The 19,132-nt window shown below is 60.1% G+C and carries 16 protein-coding genes; 7 read left to right on the plus strand and 9 right to left on the minus strand.

What is annotated here, in order from left to right:
* Nucleotides 1-134: 134 nt before the first annotated feature.
* The 6 genes from AC1DU8_RS06610 to gabT all read right to left on the minus strand — a co-directional run bounded on the left by AC1DU8_RS06610 (nt 135) and on the right by gabT (nt 6,940).
* Nucleotides 135-1,238, minus strand: coding sequence for an ABC transporter substrate-binding protein (locus tag AC1DU8_RS06610; RefSeq protein ID WP_477726563.1), 1,104 nt, complete (start codon nt 1,236-1,238; stop codon nt 135-137).
* 62 nt (nt 1,239-1,300) lie between these two features.
* Nucleotides 1,301-2,125: an ABC transporter permease gene (locus tag AC1DU8_RS06615; protein WP_457280207.1), complete on the minus strand. Its 825-nt coding sequence runs from the start codon at nt 2,123-2,125 to the stop codon at nt 1,301-1,303.
* Nucleotides 2,126-2,164: 39 nt separating this feature from the next.
* A complete protein-coding gene (locus tag AC1DU8_RS06620; RefSeq protein ID WP_457280208.1) occupies nt 2,165-3,418 on the minus strand; it encodes an ABC transporter permease in 1,254 nt (417 codons plus the stop codon).
* A 20-nt stretch (nt 3,419-3,438) separates the two neighbouring features.
* Nucleotides 3,439-4,467, minus strand: coding sequence for an ABC transporter substrate-binding protein (locus AC1DU8_RS06625; RefSeq protein ID WP_457280209.1), 1,029 nt, complete (start codon nt 4,465-4,467; stop codon nt 3,439-3,441).
* 67 nt (nt 4,468-4,534) lie between these two features.
* Nucleotides 4,535-5,620, minus strand: coding sequence for an ABC transporter ATP-binding protein (locus tag AC1DU8_RS06630; RefSeq protein ID WP_457280210.1), 1,086 nt, complete (start codon nt 5,618-5,620; stop codon nt 4,535-4,537).
* Between the two features lie 27 nt (nt 5,621-5,647).
* On the minus strand, nt 5,648-6,940 hold the full coding sequence (gene gabT, locus AC1DU8_RS06635; RefSeq protein ID WP_457280211.1) for a 4-aminobutyrate--2-oxoglutarate transaminase: 1,293 nt from the start codon (nt 6,938-6,940) through the stop codon (nt 5,648-5,650).
* A 200-nt stretch (nt 6,941-7,140) separates the two neighbouring features.
* On the opposite strand from gabT, the gene AC1DU8_RS06640 reads away from it, so the two are divergent.
* Together AC1DU8_RS06640 and alaS are read left to right on the plus strand one after the other, a co-directional pair.
* Nucleotides 7,141-8,556, plus strand: a complete 1,416-nt coding sequence (locus AC1DU8_RS06640) for an aminotransferase-like domain-containing protein (protein ID WP_457280212.1) — start codon at nt 7,141-7,143, stop codon at nt 8,554-8,556.
* A 92-nt stretch (nt 8,557-8,648) separates the two neighbouring features.
* Entirely contained in the window at nt 8,649-11,309 is a 2,661-nt protein-coding gene (gene alaS, locus AC1DU8_RS06645) for an alanine--tRNA ligase (RefSeq protein WP_477726564.1), read from the plus strand.
* A gap of 103 nt (nt 11,310-11,412) precedes the next feature.
* On the opposite strand, the gene egtD is transcribed toward alaS, so the two are convergent.
* Complete coding sequence (egtD, locus tag AC1DU8_RS06650) at nt 11,413-12,441, minus strand: L-histidine N(alpha)-methyltransferase (protein WP_477701769.1); 1,029 nt, start codon at nt 12,439-12,441, stop codon at nt 11,413-11,415.
* Nucleotides 12,442-12,686: 245 nt separating this feature from the next.
* A complete protein-coding gene (locus AC1DU8_RS06655) occupies nt 12,687-13,193 on the minus strand; it encodes an N-acetyltransferase family protein (RefSeq protein ID WP_477701768.1) in 507 nt (168 codons plus the stop codon).
* Nucleotides 13,194-13,340: 147 nt separating this feature from the next.
* On the opposite strand from AC1DU8_RS06655, the gene AC1DU8_RS06660 reads away from it, so the two are divergent.
* Together AC1DU8_RS06660 and AC1DU8_RS06665 are read left to right on the plus strand one after the other, a co-directional pair.
* Nucleotides 13,341-13,886 carry a TlpA disulfide reductase family protein gene (locus tag AC1DU8_RS06660; protein WP_477726565.1) on the plus strand — a complete coding sequence of 182 codons (546 nt, stop codon included), beginning with the start codon at nt 13,341-13,343 and terminating at the stop codon, nt 13,884-13,886.
* Nucleotides 13,887-14,029: 143 nt separating this feature from the next.
* Nucleotides 14,030-15,151, plus strand: coding sequence for a transglutaminase-like domain-containing protein (locus tag AC1DU8_RS06665; protein WP_457280217.1), 1,122 nt, complete (start codon nt 14,030-14,032; stop codon nt 15,149-15,151).
* A gap of 423 nt (nt 15,152-15,574) precedes the next feature.
* Here AC1DU8_RS06665 and AC1DU8_RS06670 read toward each other — a convergent pair whose 3' ends face one another.
* Complete coding sequence (locus AC1DU8_RS06670; protein WP_457280218.1) at nt 15,575-15,832, minus strand: hypothetical protein; 258 nt, start codon at nt 15,830-15,832, stop codon at nt 15,575-15,577.
* 117 nt (nt 15,833-15,949) lie between these two features.
* Here AC1DU8_RS06670 and AC1DU8_RS06675 point away from each other — a divergent pair, with 117 nt between their 5' ends.
* The 3 genes from AC1DU8_RS06675 to AC1DU8_RS06685 all read left to right on the plus strand — a co-directional run bounded on the left by AC1DU8_RS06675 (nt 15,950) and on the right by AC1DU8_RS06685 (nt 19,090).
* The gene (locus AC1DU8_RS06675) at nt 15,950-16,348 is read left to right on the plus strand and encodes a GFA family protein (protein ID WP_477727039.1); all 399 of its coding nucleotides are present in this window, start codon (nt 15,950-15,952) and stop codon (nt 16,346-16,348) included.
* 82 nt (nt 16,349-16,430) lie between these two features.
* Nucleotides 16,431-16,898, plus strand: a complete 468-nt coding sequence (locus AC1DU8_RS06680) for a hypothetical protein (protein ID WP_457280219.1) — start codon at nt 16,431-16,433, stop codon at nt 16,896-16,898.
* Between the two features lie 1,466 nt (nt 16,899-18,364).
* Entirely contained in the window at nt 18,365-19,090 is a 726-nt protein-coding gene (locus AC1DU8_RS06685) for a hypothetical protein (RefSeq protein ID WP_477726566.1), read from the plus strand.
* The last annotated feature ends 42 nt before the right edge of the window (nt 19,091-19,132 follow it).

Below are 19,132 nucleotides of genomic sequence, written 5' to 3' on the forward strand. Positions count from 1 at the left end.
AAACGGGGGGCGTGATGGAAAGCCCGGAACTGCTTTTATTCTGACAGTTTTCGGGCTTCCGGATGAAAGGAGGGAAATGCAGGTGTGGGCGCCGGTCAGCCAGTGCGGCTCGGCGGCTGTTGCCGGCCGGCAGGCTATTTCATGCGCTGGGCGAACTGCTTTTCCAGCTCGGCCCCGCTACCGCGTGTCCAGAAAGCGGGGTCAAAGGCGAGCGACCGGCGCATGTTGCCGGGCGCCGATGGCAAGTCGCTATTCGCCATGGACAGGTCCGTGACCGGTGCGCTGGCGGCAGGGCGGCTGTGTCCGGTGTCGTAGCGCAGGATGGCGTTGAAGTGGGTGGGGCCATAGGGTATTTCACGCGAAAAGGCCAGCTGCGCTTCTTCAGAGGTAGCGAAACTGACGAAGGCGCGTGCCAGCTCGCGCCTCGGCGAGCCCTTGATGATGACCCAATAGTCCAGTTCATACACGGCGTCCTGCCACGAGATGGCCAGCGGGGTGAGCCGTTCGCGGTTGGCCGCAGCGATGCGGCCATTGAAGGCGGTGGAGAGCGTGGTTTCGCCGGAGGCCAGGCGCTGGGGCGGCTGGGAGCCCGATTCCCACCAGACGATATGGGGCTTGAGTTGCTCGAGCTTGGCGAGAGCGCGCTTGACGCCCGCCTCGGTAGCGAGTGTGGTGTACACGTCGCGGCGATGGACCCCGTCGGCCATCAGTGCGATTTCCATGTTGTAGCGCGCACCCTTGCGCAGGCCCCGCTTGCCGGGAAAGCGCTGCACATTCCAGAAATCCTGCCAGTTGCGCGGTGTCTCCTTGAACCGGCCTGGGTCGTAGGCCATCACGGTGGACCAGACAAAAGCGCCGACGCCGCAATCCTGCACGGTACCAGGCAGCAACATGCCGGCATGGGGAATGCTGGCGCGGTCGATGCGCTCGAACAGGCCGGCATCACATCCCGCCTTCAGGTCCGCGGACTCCACTTCAACCACGTCCCATTCGCTCTTGCGTTCGGTCACCATGGTCCGGACGGCCGAGAGCTCTCCTGAGTACTCGACCCCTCGTGCATCGGTTTTGTAGGCTGCCTTGAAAGGCTGGATGAAAGCCACATCCTGGGCTTTGCCGTTGGCTCCGCCGAAGTTGGCGACGGTCAATCCCTGCATCGGCGCTTGAACAGGCGTCTGGGCTTGTACGGAGAGCGCCAGGCCGAGTGTTATCACGAGTGTCAGTGTGTGGGGTGTTTTCATTGAGGCAGCGCTCCGGGTGCTTGAGGGCAAGGGTGTAAGTTTGTAGAGTCCACCCGGGCTTGTCAGGCCCTGCGGCCGCGTAGCCATTCGAGCAGCAGTAAAAGGGTGGTGGTGAACAGGATGAGCAAGGTGGCCACTGCCGCGATGGTGGGCGAGATGTTTTCCCGGATGCCGGTAAACATTTGCCTCGGCAGGGTGGCCTGGTCCGCGCCCGCCAGAAACAGCGTGACCACCACTTCGTCAAACGAGGTGGCAAATGCAAACAGCGCGCCCGAGATGACACCCGGCGCTATGACCGGCAGGGTGATCCTGAAAAACGTCCGCAACGGGGTCTCGCCAAGGCTGAGCGACGCGCGCACCAGGTTGTGGTTAAAGCCGGCAAGCGTTGCGAGCACGGTGGTCAGCACAAAAGGCGCACCCAGCGCGGCATGCACCACGATCAGCCCGAAGTAGCTGTCGGCAAGACCCAGCGGAGCGAAATACAGGTAGGTGGCCACCCCGACGACAACGATGGGGACCACCATGGGCGCGATGAGGATGCCCATGAGCAGGCTCTTGAACCGGAAGTTGGTTCTGGACAGGCCGACAGCCGCCAAAGTGCCCAGTGCGGTGGCGATCAGTGTTGCGGCGGGGGCCACGATGAAACTGTTTTTGGCGGCCCTGGCCCATTCAGGTGAATCCAGCAGGTTGCGGTACCACTTCAGCGACCAGCCCGGGATTGGGTAGCTCAGAAAAGAGCTGTCGGAGAAAGACAGCGGCACCATGACCAGGATGGGCGCCAGCAAAAAAACCAGAATGGCAACGCAGGCGGCGCGCACCAGCCACCAGCCGGCCTTGTCTGCCAGGGTGGCATAGCGGGGAAAGGCGGGCCCTTTGATTTTGAGCATGATGAATTGGCGTCTGCGTCTGTAAAAGAAAAAGGGATGTCAACCGATGCTGAGTTCGGCCTTGCCGATGCGCCGGTAAACGCTGTAAAGAACCATGGTGGCCGTCAGCAAAACTGCACCCAGCGCACAGGCCATGCCCCAATTGACTTCGACGTTGGTATAGCGGGCGATGTAGTAGCTCAGCATCTGGTCATCCGCACCACCGAGCAGGGCGGGGGTGACGTAATAGCCGATCGACAGGATGAACACCAGCAGCGCGCCTGCGCTGATGCCGGGATAGGTCTGCGGCACATACACCCGAAAGAAGGCAGACAGGGGTGCGCTGCCAAGCGACACGGCGGCCCGCACGTAGGTTGCCGGCACATTCTTCATCACGCTGTAAAGCGGCAGGATCATGAAGGGCAGCAGGATGTGCACCATGGCAATTACCACGCCTGCGCGGTTGAACAGCAGCGCCAGGGGGCTGTCTATGAGGCCGATACCCATCAGCCCCCGGTTGACCAGGCCTTCTGATTGCAGCAGGACGATCCAGGCCGCCACGCGCACCAGAATGGATGTCCAGAAGGGCACCAGCACCAGAATCATCAAAAGGTTCGCCTTGCGCGCCGGCAATGAGGCCAGCCACCAGGCCAGGGGGTAGCCCAGCGCAAGGCAAAAGACGGTGACCAGAAAACTGATCTGAAAAGTTCGCAGCAAAATGGCGCCAAACGCGCGCTGGTCCGGCGGCATGCGTTCCACCTCGCCCTTGCTGTCTCGCCGCAAGTCCACCGATGCCAGCAGATAGTCGGGCGTCCAGCGGGAACTGTTTTTGGCAATCGCTTGCCAGAAGAGGGGTTCCGCCCAGCGTGGGTCGAGCTGGAGCAGCCTGGCCTGTATTTCTTCAGGCGAGCCTGTGACAGGCAGCGCGCGATAGGTCCCCATGACAAGGGAGCGCGCACCCGGCACTTCGGAGTTGAGGCGACGTGCCAGTGCACCGGCATCTGAACTGTCAGAAAGATGGCCCAGGTCTTCCACCAGTGCTGCGTAACTTGCAGGGCCGGGTGGCGTCTGGGCGTTCCAGTCCTTGAGGCTTTTCGCCGTCCGGGGCAGCGCCCTCGCCACCTCCGGATTTTCAACGGCGCGTTGCAACAGGGCCGCAATCGGCACCAGCAAGGTCAGCAGCAAAAACACCAGCAAGGGCACTGTGAGTGCAAAGGCGCGCCATTTTCGACGAGCGTCTGCGCGCGACAGCGCCTGACGCAATGTGACGGCGTCATTGCCCTGAGGGGCGCCCTGGCTGGTGATGCTGCTCATGGGGTGGTTGCTCCGCCGGCTTATTGCGTAGCCCAGGCAGCAAAGCGTTTTTCAAGCGCCTCGCCCTGGTCGGCCCAGAAACCAACATTCATCTGGATCGCCTCTTTGGCATTGGCCGGCGACGTTGGCAGATCGTCCAGCACCTTCTTGTCGAGCTTGGCCAAAGCCTGGTTGTTGACGGGGCCGTAGGCAATGTTCTGCGCATAGACGGCCTGGGTGGCGGGCTGGCTGGCAAAGGCGATGAATTTCATCGACGCATCCTTGTTGGGCGCGCCTTTGGGAATGACCCAATAGTCCAGGTCATAAATGCCGCCGGGCCAGTAGATCTTCAGGTTGCGGCCTTCGCGGTTGGCGGCGTCGATGCGGCCGTTGTAAACGGTGCTGAGGGCGACGTCGCCTGCCACGAGGAACTGGGCGGGCTGGGCGCCGGCTTCCCACCACTGGATGCTGGGCTTGAGTTCTGTCAGCTTGCGAAATGCGCGGTCGGCTCCGTCCTTGGTGGCCAGGACCTTGTAGACGTCGGCGGGTTTGACGCCGTCAGCCATCAGTGCGAACTCGAGGTTGTAGCGGGCGCCCTTGCGCATGCCGCGCTTGCCCGGGATCTTCTTGACATCCCAGAAGTCAGCCCAGCTGGTGGGCGCAGTCTTGACTTTGTCGGCATTCCAGGCCATCACGGTGGACCACACAAAAACGCCTACACCGCATTCCTTGACCGCTGCGGGCAAGAAGTCTGCCTTAGGGCCGATTTTGCTGAAGTCGATTTTCTCGAACAAACCTTCATCGCAACCGCGCTGCACATCAGGTGCTTCGACTTCCACCACATCCCAGGTGACTTTTTTCGTCTCGACCATGGCTTTGATCTTGGCTTGCTCGCCGTTGTATTCCACGGCAACGACTTTGGTGCCTGCTTTCTCGAAGGGCTCGTAGTAGGCCTTTTTCTGCGCATTGGCATTGGCGCCGCCGAAGTTCACGACAGTGATCTGCTGCTGCGCGAACGCGGGTACGGCCAGGCACGAAGCCATGGCAAGGGCAATGATGTTTTTCTTCATGGTGCTATTTCCTCGGTGGTTGATAAAGGCAGAAGGGAACGTTGAAAATGGTGAAAAGAGAAAGCGGTTACACCGCATAAATCCGCGTAAATGCGGGCGGAAATTCGAGGTGCACCGCTTCGCCCGGTTGCGGCGGCGGCTGGCCGTTCAACAGGGTGAGCGGCAGCTTGACTGTCGCTTCCGCCTGGCCGGCACCGACCTCACACAGCAGCCGCAGGTGGTCGCCGAAATAGATGATGCGGGCCACGTGCGCGGGCAAAGCACTGGCAGGCGATGCAGGCACCTGGCGATGCAACACAATGCGCTCCGGCCGGATGTAGGCTTCGACCTGCGCGTCAGCAACTGCCTGATTCACGTTGGTGCCGCCCAGAACGCGGCCATCCGGCAATTCGATGCCTGTGGCATTTCCCTTGCCTTTGAGCACCGTGCTGTCTCCGACGAAACCGGCAACAAAACGGTTGGAGGGCGTTTCATACAGCGCCTCTACCGGCGCCAGCTGCTGGATCGCGCCGTCGTTGAAAACCGCCACCCGGTCGCTCATCGTCAAGGCTTCCCCCTGGTCATGCGTGACATAGACAAACGTGACGCCCAGCTGCTTGTGCAGTTCCTTCAGTTCGATCTGCATGTGCTCGCGCAGCTGCTTGTCGAGTGCGCCCAGCGGTTCGTCCATCAGCACCAGTTGGGGCTCGAACACCAGGGCCCGCGCCAGGGCAACGCGCTGCTGCTGGCCACCCGACAGCTGCCCGGGCAGGCGGTCCGACATGCCCGACAGGCGAACCATGTCGAGCGCACGCTTGACGCGGCTGGTCTGGTCGCTTTTTGATACCTTGCGCACCGTGAGCGGATAGGCCACGTTCTGGCCCACCGTGAGATGCGGAAACAGCGCATAGTTCTGAAACACCATGCCGAAGTTGCGTTTGTGCGGCGGTGTGCCGGTGATCTGCGAACCGTTGAGGAAAATTTCCCCGGCAGTCGGCGATTCAAAACCGGCCAGCATCATCAGCGTGGTGGTCTTCCCCGAGCCGGACGGCCCCAGCAGGCTCAGGAATTCCCCGCGATGAATGTCGAGGTCGAGCTGTTGCACGACCAGCTGCTCGCCGTCATAGGTTTTCTGCACGCCAGAAAAGCGCACAAGCACATCGTTATCAGTCATCGTTTTTCCTGAACGGGGCCACGTAGGTCAACGTGATGCGGTGAAGCTGTCTGCCAGGATTTGCAGGCCTTCGTCCAGCAAGGCGTCTTCGGCCGTGAGGGGAACCAGAATCCTGATCACGTTACCGTAGGTGCCGCATGAGAGCAATATCAATCCACGCCGGGCGGCTTCGGTCACCACGCGTTTGGTCAGTGCTGCATCAGGGCGGGCAGGGTCGCCGTTTTCAAAAAGCTCTATGGCCACCATGGCACCCAGGCCTCGCACGTCGCCGATAGAGGTTTCTTTTTTCGCAATCGCGTGCAGGCCTTTGACCAGATGGGCGCCCAGCGTCTTGCTGCGCTCCAGGAGTTTTTCTTTCTCAAAGGCCTTGAGCACTGCCAGCGCTGCCGCGCACCCAATCGGGCTGCCGGCGTAGGTGCCGCCCAGGCCGCCGGGGCCGGGTGCATCCATGACCTCGGCGCGGCCGACCAGGCCCGAGATCGGGAAGCCACCCGCCATGGACTTGGCGATGGCAATCAGGTCGGGCGCCACCGGCCACTGTTCGCTGGCATACCAGGTGCCCGTGCGCCCGGCGCCGGTCTGGACTTCGTCGGCGATGAGCAGGATGCCGTGCCGGTCGGCCAGCGCCTTCAGGCGGCTGATGAACTCCGGCGGAGCAATGTAGAAGCCTCCTTCACCTTGCACCGGTTCAATGATGAACGCCGCCACGCGCTCGGGTTCCACATCGTTTTTGAGAATCTGTTCAACCGAGTGCAACGCCTGGTCGATGCTCACGCCGTGCAGCGCGTTGGGGTATTCGGCATGGAACACTTCGCCGGGAAAGGGGCCGAACCCCAGCTTGTAGGGTGCCACCTTGCCAGTCATGCCCAGTGTCATGTTGGTCCGGCCGTGGTAGCCGCCGGTAAAGGCGATGATGCCGGGGCGCTTGGTGTAAGACCGGGCCACCTTGACCGCGTTCTCGACCGCTTCGGCGCCGGTGGTCAGCAGCAGGGTCTTTTTGGCGAAGTTGCCGGGCGCCAGGGCATTGAGCTTTTCTGCCAGTTCAACGTAGGGCTCATAGGCGACCACCTGGAAGCAGGTGTGCGTGTAGAGGTCGAGCTGGGCCTTGACTGCGGCAATGACTTCGGTATGCAGGTGGCCGGTGTTGAGCACGGCGATGCCGCCGGCGAAGTCGATATAGCGGCGGCCTTCAACGTCCCACAGTTCGGCGTTTTTGGCCCGGCTGACAAAAATCTCGTGGGCCTGGCCTACGCCGCGTGTCACGGCGGCTTGGCGGCGCGCCATCAGGGCGGCGTTGCTGGAAGTCTGGTTTGGCTGCATGGTGAAGGTGATTTCCGGAAGTTCTGGGTTGACTGGGTGGAGGAAGGAGATGAGCGGACTTTAGAAGCCGGCGCCAGCCCCGTCCATGTACACCGCCGCGCTGTTTTCGACATACTGTGCGGGTCTAGAATCCTGTACATGGATTCCCCAACCCGGTGCATGGGCATTGCGATGCACAATCTGCCCTTTTTGGTTTTTTGATGCTCACACTTCGCCCGGAACTGCAGACCCCCCTTGTGAGCCAGATCGTCGACGGCCTGCGGGGCATGATTGCCGGGCAGGCGCTGAAACCGGGCGTCAAGCTGCCGTCCATCCGCGGTTTTGCCGCCATGCACGGCGTCAGCGTCTTTACGGTGGTGGAGGCGTACGACCGCCTTGTGGCCCAAGGATGGCTTGTTTCCCGGGCCAATGCCGGGTTTTTCGTCAAGCGCAGGGGCGATGATGGTGCATCGGGTGTGCCGTACGCGCAGCCCCCGCAACCTAAATTTGACGCCCGCTGGTACCTCAAGCAGATTTTTGAAAACCGCAACCTGCCGATGAAGCCCGGTTGTGGCTGGTTGCCGCACGATTTCCTGTTCGGGGACGCGCTCCGCCGCAGCATGCGGCACCTGTCGGTGGACGGTTCCTCTCTTGAGGGTTACGGCCTGCCTTATGGGCATATGGCCCTGCGTATGGTCATTGCGGAGGCGCTGGCTGAAAACCAGATATCGGTCGAGGTGGACCAGGTGCTGCTGACGCAAGGCTCCAGCCAGGCGCTGGACCTGGTGGCCCGGCAACTGGTCAAACCGGGAGACACCGTGCTGGTCGATAGCCCCGGTTATCCCAACCTGATGTTCATGCTGCGTTTTCTGGGCGCCAACCTTGTGGGGGTGCCGCGCACCCCTACCGGGTACGACCTGGCCGCGCTGGAGGCGCTGCTGGCCGAGCACAAGCCCAAGGCCTTCTTCACCCAACCCCGTTTGCAAAGCCCGACGTGTTCGATTGCGTCCGCGGCCCATCTGCACCGCTTGCTGCAACTGGCCGAGGCGCACGGCTTCACGCTGGTGGAAAACGATATTTACGCCGACATGGACCCGGTCTCGCGGTCCACGCTGGCAAGCCTGGACCAGCTGCAGCGCGTGGTCTATATCGGCAGCTATTCCAAAACAATTTCTCCCAATCTGCGCGTGGGCTACCTGCTGGCGCGAGGCGAGCTGATCGAGGACCTGGCCCAGCTCAAGATGATTTCGGGCCTTACCTCGTCCGATATCGCCGAACGGCTGACTTTCGGGGTGGTCACAGACGGCCGCTGGCGCAAGCACCTCAAGTCGCTTCGCGAGAAGCTGGCTGCAGCGCATCGCAAGACCGAAAAGAACCTGACCAGCCTGGGTTTTGAGCTTTTCCATGAGCCAGGGGCCGGCATGTACCTGTGGGCCCGGCACCCGGACCTTCCCGATGGCGCCGTCCTGTCCAAAGAGGCTACGCCCGAGGGCATCATGCTCGGCCCGGGACAATTGTTTCTGCTGGAGCCCCATCCGACGGGTTGGCTCCGCTTTAACGTGGCTTTCAGCGACGATGAGCGCATATGGCGCTTTTTGTCCCACCGCATTGATCTGGGCCGGCAAGCTGCCCAATAAGCGGGGGCATCCCCCTCAAACCTATAATCAAAGGCTTAGCCCAAGCGGGTGAGCCCGAGGGCGCCGCCTTGCCAAAACCACTATTGCAGACCATGAGCCATCCCACTTCCATGTCAGCCCCCACGTCAGCTTCAACGCCCGTATTCACCGTCTCGGACATTCGCAAGACATTTCTCGATTTCTTTGCGTCCAAGGGCCACACCGTGGTGCCATCCAGCTCGTTGGTGCCGGGCAACGACCCGACGCTGATGTTTACCAACTCCGGCATGGTGCAGTTCAAGGACGTTTTCCTCGGCACCGACAAGCGCCCCTACGTGCGCGCGGCCTCGGTACAGGCCTGCCTGCGCGCCGGCGGCAAACACAACGACCTGGAGAACGTGGGCTACACCGCGCGCCACCACACATTCTTTGAAATGCTGGGCAACTGGAGCTTCGGCGACTACTTCAAGCGCGAATCGCTCAAGTGGGCCTGGGAATTGTTGACCGAGGTCTACAAGCTGCCGCCCGAGCGCCTGCTGGCCACCGTCTATGAAGAGGACGACGAGGCCTACGACATCTGGACCAAGGAAATCGGCCTGCCGCCCGAGCGCGTGATCCGCATCGGCGACAACAAGGGCGGCCGCTACAAGTCCGACAACTTCTGGATGATGGCCGACACCGGCCCCTGCGGCCCGTGCAGCGAAATCTTTTACGACCACGGCGACCACATCCCCGGCGGCCCACCCGGCAGCCCCGATGAAGACGGCGACCGCTTCATCGAAATCTGGAACAACGTGTTCATGCAGTTCGACATGGCCGCTGATGGCAGCGTCACCAAATTGCCAGCGCCTTGCGTCGACACCGGCATGGGCCTGGAGCGCCTGGCCGCCATCTTGCAGCACGTGCACAGCAATTATGAAATCGACATCTTTGCCGAGCTGATCAAGGCGGCGTCGCGCGAGACTGGCGAAAAAGACCTGGGCAACAAGAGCCTGTTTGTCATTGCCGACCACATCCGTGCCACCGCTTTTTTGGTGAGCGACGGCGTCAATCCGTCCAACGAAGGCCGGGGTTATGTGCAGCGCCGCATCATCCGCCGCGCGATCCGCCACGGCTACAAGCTGGGCAAGAAGACACCGTTCTTCCACAAGCTGGTGGCTGACCTGGCCCGCCTGATGGGCGATGCCTATCCCAAGCTGAAGGCCGACGAAGCTCGCATCACATCTGTGCTGAAAGCCGAAGAAGAGCGCTTCTTCGAAACGCTGGAAATCGGCATGACCATCCTGGACACCGCCCTGGCGGGTGGCGCCAAGGTGCTGCCGGGCGACGTGGCCTTCAAGCTGCACGACACCTACGGCTTCCCGCTGGACTTGTCGGCCGACGTGTGCCGTGAGCGCGGTGTGGAAGTGGATGAAGCCGGCTTCAAGGCCGCGATGGACAAGCAGAAGAACCAGGCGCGCGCCGCCGGCAAGTTCAAGATGGATCGTGCGCTGGAGTACAGCGGCGAAGGCCATGCGTTCACCGGCTACGAATTGCTGGAAGAGCCCGCCAAAGTCGTCGCGCTGTATGCCGACGGTGTGGCCGTGCAGGCACTCAATGCAGGCCAAAGCGGCGTGGTGGTGCTGAGCACGACACCGTTCTACGCCGAAAGCGGCGGCCAGGTTGGTGACCAGGGCCGGCTCACGGCCGCCGGTTCCACCTTCACGGTGGACGATACGCTCAAGATCAAGGCTGATGTGTTCGGCCACCACGGCACTCAGGAAGAGGGCGCGCTGAAAGTCGGCGACACCGTGACCGCGCAGGTCAACACCGCGCTGCGCGCCGCCACCGTGCGCAACCACAGCGCCACCCACCTGATGCACAAGGCCTTGCGTGAAGTGCTGGGCGACCACGTGCAGCAAAAGGGTTCACTCGTGAACGCTGAACGCACACGCTTTGACTTTGCGCACAACGCGCCCGTCACCGACGCGCAGATCCGCGAGATCGAAGCACGCGTCAATGCCGAAATTTTGTCCAACGTGGCGACCGATGCCAGCGTGATGGCCATGGAAGATGCGCAGAAGTCCGGCGCGATGATGCTCTTCGGCGAAAAGTACGGTGAGACCGTGCGCGTGCTGACGATCGGCTCCAGCAAGGAGCTCTGCGGTGGCGTTCACGTCAAACGTACCGGTGATATTGGCCTGTTCAAGATCGTGGCTGAAAGCGGTGTGGCCGCAGGTGTGCGGCGCGTGGAAGCCGTCACTGGCGAAAACGCGCTGGCCTATCTGCAGTCGCTTGAATCCACGGTGGAAGCCGCGGCAGGTTCGCTCAAGGCCAGCCCATCCGAGCTGCAGGGCCGCATCAGCCAGGTGCTGGACCAAGTTAAATCGCTGGAGAAAGAAATCGCCGCGCTCAAGGGCAAGCTGGCTTCTTCACAAGGCGACGAGCTGGTCACGCAGGCTGTTGACGTCAAGGGCCTCAAGGTGCTGGCCGCGAAGCTCGAAGGCGCCGACGCCAAGACGTTGCGTGACACCATGGACAAGCTGAAGGACAAACTCAAAACCGCCGTCATCGTGCTGGCTGCCGTCGATGGCGACAAGGTGCAGATCGCCGCGGGTGTGACCGCCGACAGCGTGGGCAAGGTCAAGGCCGGTGAACTGGTGAATTTTGTGGCCCAGCAGGTGGGCGGCAAAGGCGGCGGCAAGGCCGACATGGCCATGGCCGGCGGCACCGATGCGTCCAAGCTCGGTGATGCGCTGAAGTCGGTGCAGGCCTGGGTGACCGAGCGCGCCTGAGGCGGTCCGTTAAATCGCTATTAATTTGATAGCTGCTCGCGCAAGCTAGTAAAGGGCTGGAGGCCAATTTCGTTCAAGAAATTGGCCTTTTTTCATTGTTTTTTCACTCAACGGCGGCCCAGAACACCGCAAACCAGCTTTGTGGGTCGGTCCAGTAGCGAACCTGCCCGAATCCGGCCTGCCGCAACAGCGCCGTCATGCTTTCCACGGTGTACTTGTAAGAGCACTCGGTGTGGATGCGTTCGCCGGCGCCAAAGCGCCGCGCATGCCCAGGCCAGCGCACCGTAAGGTCCGACAAGGCTTCCAGGTGCATTTCAATGCGCGACTCCGCGGTATTGAAGAGCGCCACGTGGCGCCACTGGCGAACATCAAAATCCGCCTGCAGGAGCTCGTTGACGTTGAGCAGCACGTTTTTGTTGAAAGCAGCCGTCACGCCCAGCGCATCGTCGTAAGCTGCCTCCAGCCGTGCGGTGTCCTTCACCAGGTCAATGCCCAGCAGCAGGCCGCGCGCCTTGCCTTGTGCCGGGTCGGCGATGTGCTGCAAGAACCGCAGGGCCTCTGCCGGATGAAAGTTGCCCAGGCTGGAGCCGGGGTAGAAAAACACCCGCTCCTGGCTTTGCACTTCGCGTGGCAACACCAGGCCGGACGAAAAATCCATGCCCAGGCCGACGATGTCGAGCGCGGGGAAGCTGTTTTGCACCTGCGCGGCGGCATCGCGCAAAAATTCCACCGAGATGTCGACCGGTACATATTGCCGCGGCTGAAGATGCGGAATGAGCGCTGCAGCCTTGGCGCAGTTGCCGGCACCCAGGTCGATCAGGCAGGCGTTGTGAACGCCACTCGCGCTCAGCGTGGCGGCGATCTGCGGGTAGGACGCCGCAAAAATGGCGGCCTCGGTGCGGGTTGGGTAGTACTCCTCAAGGCCTGTAATGGCCTCGAAAAGTTTCGAGCCCAGCTCGTTGTAAAAGAATTTGGGGCTGATGGTGGCCGTGGGCTCAAGCAAACCCTCTTCCAGCTCCTGCGCCACATTTTGGGTCTGGCCCGATTGCGACTCGTTGTAGAGGTTGATGAACTGCGGCGATGCCGTTGGCAGAGCCTCAGCGAGGCCGGGAAATTTGAGGGGCAGGTTCACGTTGGATCAGCCAGTTAAGTGATATCGACAGATTTAAAAGCAGATAGCGAAACGCCTTTGTAGGACTGAACCGCTTTGGGCGCAAGCGGTGCCGGCCAAATGCTGTCCTATATAGGGTTCTTTTGGACCGCCCGCTGGGCTGAGCGCGGTCAATCACCGCCATCCGTACTTCCTGTGTCACTTGGTCGCTGAATGCTGCCATTTCTTACAAAAAGCCGGGTCCGCCCCGGTATTGCGCGAGCGGCTCAGGGCGTTGGCCGAATCTGGCTTGTGTCCCCCTGCGCGAAGTGCTGCAGGGTTTCGCCGGCCATGCGGTACCGCACCCATTCAGCTTGCGGCTTGGCGCCCAGCGACTGGTAAAACTGGATGGCCGGCTCGTTCCAGTCCAGCACGCTCCATTCGAACCGCCCGCAGCCGCTGTCAAAAGCCAGCCGGGCCAGGTGACGCAACAGCCCCTTGCCGGCGCCGCTACCCCGGTGCTGGGGCGATACGTACAAATCCTCCAGGTACATGCCCTTGCGACCTAGCCAGGTGGAGTAGCTGAGGAAGTACACCGCAAAGCCCACTGGCTGGCCGTCTATCTCGCAGATGAGGGCCCGGGCAGGCGTCTCTACCTCAAACAGGCTGTGCTCAATGTCGGCGACGCTCGCAATGACCTCGTGCTCTGCTTTTTCATAGATGGCCAGTTCAACGATAAAGGCGTGAATCGCTGCGGCGTCGCCGGCTTGCGCATTCCGGATATGGATGTTCATGAAGGTTCCTGTGATTTGTGTGAAGGCGCCGGCTGGCGCATGCAGCGGATGCTATACGGTCCCTAAAATGCAGGCAGTGCATGTTCTTGCAGCGATAGAAGTTGTCCACCCCATTTACCCCTCAACCTGCGTACCAACACCAGGCCCATGCCGACCCCGTTTATTTCCCGCCGCCATTTCCTGCTGCAGACAGTCACCGCCGGCTCAGGGGCGGCCGTGCTTCCAGCGATGTCGCAGGGGGTGACCGGCCCGGCCTACGAGGTGGCTCCCTGGGCCGGTCCATTGACAGCGTTCTCGCTGGTGGACACAACCGGCAAGACCTGGCGCCCGGCCGATTTGCGCGGCCGTGCCGTGCTGCTGAATTTCTGGGCCAGCTGGTGCGAGCCCTGCCGCGCTGAAATGCCGACGCTGCAGCAGATTGCCGACCTCTACGGCGACGACAAACTGCTGGTGCTGGCCGTCAACTTCAAGGAGCCGGCAGCCCGTGCGCTGCAGTTTGCCAAAACCACCGGGGTGACACTGCCGGTGCTGCTGGACCTGGATGGAAAAGTCGGCCGGGGCTGGGGCGTGCAGGTTTTCCCGACCACCTTGATGATCGACCGCACCGGCCGGCCGCGCCAACGCGTCACCGGCGAGGTCGACTGGACCAGCCCGGCAGCAGAAAAGCTGATTGCCGGCTTGCTCAAGCCCTGAATCTGTCTCGGCACGGCACCGGCGATAATCCGGGGCCAGCCCTTGCGCTGCCTTTGCGGGCGGTGTGGGCTGCCAGACATCCCGGAGCATCTTCACCTGCCCCGGTGCACGTCGCACTCACACCCACCCGGAGATACTTTTTCATGTCGACCGTACGCCGCACTTTCCTGAAGAACACCGCAGCAGCCGCCGTGGCCGCTGCATTGCCCACCATCAACTTTGCCCAGACGCCCGCTGCCGCGCCCAGCCGCAGCAATTTCGCGCCCCAAAGCGGCGCCTGGCGCACCTTTGATGTGACCACGCGCGTTGACATCCTCAAACCGCAAGGCGTGACCAAGGTGTGGCTGCCGATTCCCTCGGTCAACAGCGACTACCAGCACTCGCTGGAAAATGGTTTCTCCAGCAACGGCACCGCCAAGCTGATGCAGGACGGCCAGGACGGCGCGAAGATGCTGTATGTGGAATTTGCGGCCGCTGAAGCAAAGCCCTATGTGGAGCTGACCAGCCGTGTGCAGACACAAGGCCGCGCGATGGACTGGTCGCAGAAAACCGCCCCCGCCGAAAGCGCCGACACGCTGCGGTACTTCACGCGTCCCACGGCGCTGATCCCGACCGACGGCATTGTGCGCAAGACCGCGCTCGCCGCCACCCAGGGCGCAAAAACCGATGTCGAAAAGGCGCAAAAACTCTACGACTGGATTGTGGCCAACACCTACCGCGAACCCAAGGTGCGCGGCTGCGGCGAAGGCGACATCAAGACCATGCTGGAAACCAGCAACCTGGGTGGCAAGTGCGCCGACCTGAATGCGCTGTTCGTGGGCCTGTGCCGCTCAGTGGGCCTGCCGGCACGTGACGTGTACGGCATTCGCCTGGTGCCTTCAGCATTCGGCTACAAGGAACTCTCGGGCAACCCCGCCAGCCTGAAGGGCGCGCAGCATTGCCGCTCGGAGGTTTACCTCAAGGGCTACGGCTGGGTGGCGATGGACCCGGCCGATGTGGCCAAGGTCATGCGCCTCGAAACGGCGGAATGGATCAAGACCACGGCCAACCCGGTGGTGGCGCCTGTGAACAAGGCACTGTTTGGTGGCTGGGAAGGCAACTGGATGGCCTACAACACAGCGCATGATGTCGCGCTGCCCAAGGCCAGCGGCGAGAAGCTCGGCTTCTTCATGTACCCCGTGGCTGAAAACGCGGCCGGCCGTTTTGATTCCTACGCACCGGACGATTTCAAGTATCAAATCACGGCAAAAGAGGTCAAGGCTTAAGCATGCTTGCGGGCGTGCAGCCTAAAAGGGCTGGTGATGCAGGAAGCAGCGGCGCAGCGATTGGAGCCGGAATTTTTAAAGACGGCTTGCTGCGGGGCGCTTCATCGTTTTGGCTTGCGTCATCAACTTGCTCAATGCAAAAAGCTGTGTGAAACTGGGCTGGAAATTTGCGGGGTTTCACGGAATTTTTATAACTGTATAAATTCACCATGTATGGGCTTGAAACCCAGCATGCAAGCGGCTTACAGGGGTTTTAGATGTCCAGATTAGATTGCAAGCGCCAGGTTATACCGCAGGCTTTGCGGCATACATTACGTTAGACCTCATGGCCCGATCTCAATCAAACGCTAGCGGGCCCGTCCCTGCGCGAGAGTTTCCCACCACGCAATTTCTTTGGGCATCAATAAGATGACTGTTCGACGACTAGAAGGCGAGTGCAACCACCCATACGATGCCACTGAGCGCATTCATTATGTTTGTACCTACCAGTTCAAAGCCATCGGCATCGTTTATGAAGTAAATGACTTGTTCGAAGGCAAGCTCACGCGCCTTGAGACCGGAGTCCTGACATGGGGAATCCATTCCTTTCCGCCACGTAGGCGACTTCATAAAATCATCCAGGAATGCATGGAAATTGTCAGCATGGAAAAGCTCTGGCTTGCCCGTCGTGAGGTCTAACATGCCAATCGACGCGGACACACAACATCACGTGGCGGCTTCGCCGCGAAGTGTTGTGCGCCGGTCATCTTCACGTTAGGCCGCACACACGCGGCATGGAGATTCATCATCGTTACCAAGATTCACTGTTCCTGTGGCTCAGTTCACGTGCAGTTGCAGGGCGCTCCGCTGGCGCAGTTCGTTTGCCACTGCGACGATTGCCAAGCGGTTCATGGCAATGCCTACTTGAGTGCCCTTTATCCAAGTGCAGCAGTGTCGGTGACTCGAGGTGAAACTGATGTGCTTTCTCTTCGAACCACACCTCGAACCAAATGCGCCTCCTGCGGCACATTCCTCTTTGCGGAAGTGCCTGGCCTTGGCGTGCGCGGAGTCAACGGTAGCCTGTTCCAGGCAGGCACGTTTCGTCCGCAGTTTCATGTCCAGTGCACCTATGCCCTGGCACCTATCGAAGACGAGCTACCTCACTTCGCGGGCCTGCCAGCCCGGTTTGGGGGCTCTGACGAACTTGTTCAGTGGTAGGGCAGAAAGTGCGGCCTAACCATTCCTTCAAGCGGACCCGCCTACGGCGGTCCGCTTAAGTCAAACGTTAGAAGGCGAATTCATGCTCCGCTCCACCACCGTACTGTTCATCGCAGAACTCGCGACTGCGATTGCGCCGGTACATGCGGCCACGCGATTTCCAGTAGGCACCTATGTCCGCTTCACTCAATCGCCATCCTTTCCTTTGGACGGCCGAGAGACCGGAACTCTACGCATTGTCGAAGCGTCGAGAAACGTTGTGAGATTTCAGCTTGAGGCGGCTGTGAATCCTCGATCCGACAACGACGAATCACTTTCGCGCAATGGCGTCATCGAGAATGGCGAGTTCCACATCAAGGGTAGGTCTGCCACCTACCGCTCTACGAATCCCGAAGACAAGGAACTCGGCACATGCGTCCTAAATCTGCAACGCTCGGGCCAAGTCATCGTGGTGGCACAGTCTGGCAAGTGCTGGTGGTTTGGAGAAGGGGTCAACGCTAGCGGTGAGTATCGACCCGCTAGAGAAGGCGAAGTACATGTCGTTCGCTAGATCGCCTTCTAACCCTTCCTTCAAGCGGACTGGCCTACGGCCAGCCGCTTAAGTCAAACGTTAAAACTCTACAAAGACAATGGTGCGGCGAAGATCTCTGAAGGGAGTTGCGTGTGGTCTCGCGACATCTTTTGCAAGCAGAAATAACGATGCTGATGGCTATTGGGCCATGGGGAAGCTCCTTAGGCACGCAAATGTGTCAGGTGCGACGCAGCTCCTAATTGATTTACTGGCGCCAAGCGATCAACCTCTCCCCGAAAATACAGTTGGACTCGTAGCGGATCGATACAGAAAGCAATTGGGTAAGCAATTGGCAACGCAACAACTTTCGCCGTCGTGGGTTGTTGCAGCAAGGGTTCATATTGACTTCTCAGTATCGGAGGACGACTTGAAGCGGCATATGATCTTTGGAAGAGGGCAACCTTTCGGTTGTGTCGTTGAGATCGTCGATGACAATGCTCGTATGTATTCCGCCAAAGCGTATGGACGGGTCACAGAACATGATCCAAGAAAAGAGTCTCGCAGTGTCAGGTGCGACGAGTTTTAACAGGTTGTTCGTCACGGACATGCAACAGCAAAATTCCGCTGCGCGGCGTATTGCCCGCCGTGCAACGTCGACGTTAGGCGTCATGAACCCACGCACTGCACTTCTTCTCGTTGGAATAGCCCTTACTGCCGTTGCAACGCATGCCGCACCCGAAAGCGCTTTGCCGCCCGACGTCGTCCAAGTTCGAACTGCGGGGTACTGGAAGAACGGATCGCGTGAAGGGGCGTACCGTGCCGTGGTTGTTCAGGAAGGATGGGAACATGTTTGGTCAAGGCTTCGAGTTGAATGGGTCGCAGCGCCGTCCTCGCGCGGAGGCAACTTTGAGATTGTTTCCACCGCAACGCCCTTGTTACCCGTAGCGGAAGGAACCACCTTGCTCGACGTAACGCTCAAGCCGAAGCCGGGCAAAGGAGTCGTTCTCACGGTTGTGGCTACGGAGAACATGCCGCCTTTTCGGAAGTCGTCGTATCAGTTTCTTGCTACGACGCCTGGAAGAGTCGAGCGAGTTGGCCGCCAGAAATGACGACTAACCCTTTCATCGAATGGGCAGTCACAAGCTGGTTTGGTCCGCTTGTGGCTGCAGCTTATGTCGAACGTCAGGTCGCATAAGAACAGCCGCCCATGTCCAAAGCCATTCATTTCATTGGCGCACTCTTCGCGATGGGGCTCGTCTGGTTTTTTGCCCCCGTGGGCTTGGTCGAGTGGCTAGCGCCGGGCATCGTGTCGGGTTATGGCTTTGTCGCAATACTCGCCACTTGCCTGTTACTTGCCGTATACCCCGCATGGAGGCTCTTTGTCCAGCGACGTCCTTAGCAGGGTTTCACGGTCTAACAGGTCGCTCGATACGGAAACGCCGCGGCCCGTTGCCACTGCGTGACAGCCAATTCCAATGTCCGGTTTAATTAAATTTTTAAACGCTATGCCCCACGACATGATCCACTTAACTCGAACAACTATCGCGCTATTCCTTATCTCGATTCTTCCATTGCAACTATGTGCAGCTGAGACGAGTTTGACTCCCGGTGAAAAAGTTATCGCCGTAGCCTCCATTCAGCCGGTAGAGAAGTTTTCAATTGAAAATGCGCCAAACGGCCTGGATATTATCTTTCCCGGCCCGGCCTTCTTCGTGAAGAAGGGGGTTGAAAAGAATCGAATCAACGAACTTAAGGCGGCGCTGGAAAAGCAGGCCTTCAACGTACAAGAGGAACTTGCATCTGCCACCTTGAGTGCTTTGAAGGAGGCCAACCAAAGTGCCATACCGGGAGATGGGATCAAATATGAAAAGGACGACCCGACGTCGATTGACTACAAAAATAGCGTAATCGCCGCGGACAGCATACTGACGGTGACCATATCGAATATGGGACTTTATTCCAGTCGGCTAAAGACGACGTTCGCGCCCAGGTTGAATGTCTCGTTTGAACTCGTAGACATAAAGACAGAGAATTCGATCTATTCGCAGTCCATCAGTTATGGCGCAGACGCCAACAAAAATTCGGATGACGAGATCACCGCCAACGCGAATTACACCTTCGCATCGTTCGAGGATGCCCTCAGTAGAGCGGCGGAGCTGGTTGAGGCGTATCGAGATGGAATCAAGAGGACGGCGCAACTCGCTGCTCAACAAATAAAAAAGGCGCATTAGGCGGTACGACCGGCGGATGTAAGTCAATTGCGCTTTTCGCAC

The organism is Polaromonas sp. P3_A5 (genome assembly GCF_056403055.1).

Excerpts from the sequence above, each read along its gene's own strand:
- alaS (WP_477726564.1), top strand. The coding sequence starts at position 8,649 with ATGAGCCATCCCACTTCCATGTCAGCCCCCACGTCAGCTTCAACGCCC.
- AC1DU8_RS06665 (WP_457280217.1), top strand. The coding sequence starts at position 14,030 with ATGTCGACCGTACGCCGCACTTTCCTGAAGAACACCGCAGCAGCCGCC.
- AC1DU8_RS06610 (WP_477726563.1), bottom strand. The coding sequence starts at position 1,238 with ATGAAAACACCCCACACACTGACACTCGTGATAACACTCGGCCTGGCG.
- AC1DU8_RS06655 (WP_477701768.1), bottom strand. The coding sequence starts at position 13,193 with ATGAACATCCATATCCGGAATGCGCAAGCCGGCGACGCCGCAGCGATT.
- AC1DU8_RS06660 (WP_477726565.1), top strand. The coding sequence starts at position 13,341 with ATGCCGACCCCGTTTATTTCCCGCCGCCATTTCCTGCTGCAGACAGTC.
- AC1DU8_RS06680 (WP_457280219.1), top strand. The coding sequence starts at position 16,431 with ATGCTCCGCTCCACCACCGTACTGTTCATCGCAGAACTCGCGACTGCG.
- AC1DU8_RS06685 (WP_477726566.1), top strand. The coding sequence starts at position 18,365 with ATGCCCCACGACATGATCCACTTAACTCGAACAACTATCGCGCTATTC.
- AC1DU8_RS06615 (WP_457280207.1), bottom strand. The coding sequence starts at position 2,125 with ATGCTCAAAATCAAAGGGCCCGCCTTTCCCCGCTATGCCACCCTGGCA.
- AC1DU8_RS06640 (WP_457280212.1), top strand. The coding sequence starts at position 7,141 with ATGCTCACACTTCGCCCGGAACTGCAGACCCCCCTTGTGAGCCAGATC.
- AC1DU8_RS06625 (WP_457280209.1), bottom strand. The coding sequence starts at position 4,467 with ATGAAGAAAAACATCATTGCCCTTGCCATGGCTTCGTGCCTGGCCGTA.
- AC1DU8_RS06620 (WP_457280208.1), bottom strand. The coding sequence starts at position 3,418 with ATGAGCAGCATCACCAGCCAGGGCGCCCCTCAGGGCAATGACGCCGTC.
- AC1DU8_RS06670 (WP_457280218.1), bottom strand. The coding sequence starts at position 15,832 with ATGTTAGACCTCACGACGGGCAAGCCAGAGCTTTTCCATGCTGACAAT.
- gabT (WP_457280211.1), bottom strand. The coding sequence starts at position 6,940 with ATGCAGCCAAACCAGACTTCCAGCAACGCCGCCCTGATGGCGCGCCGC.
- AC1DU8_RS06630 (WP_457280210.1), bottom strand. The coding sequence starts at position 5,620 with ATGACTGATAACGATGTGCTTGTGCGCTTTTCTGGCGTGCAGAAAACC.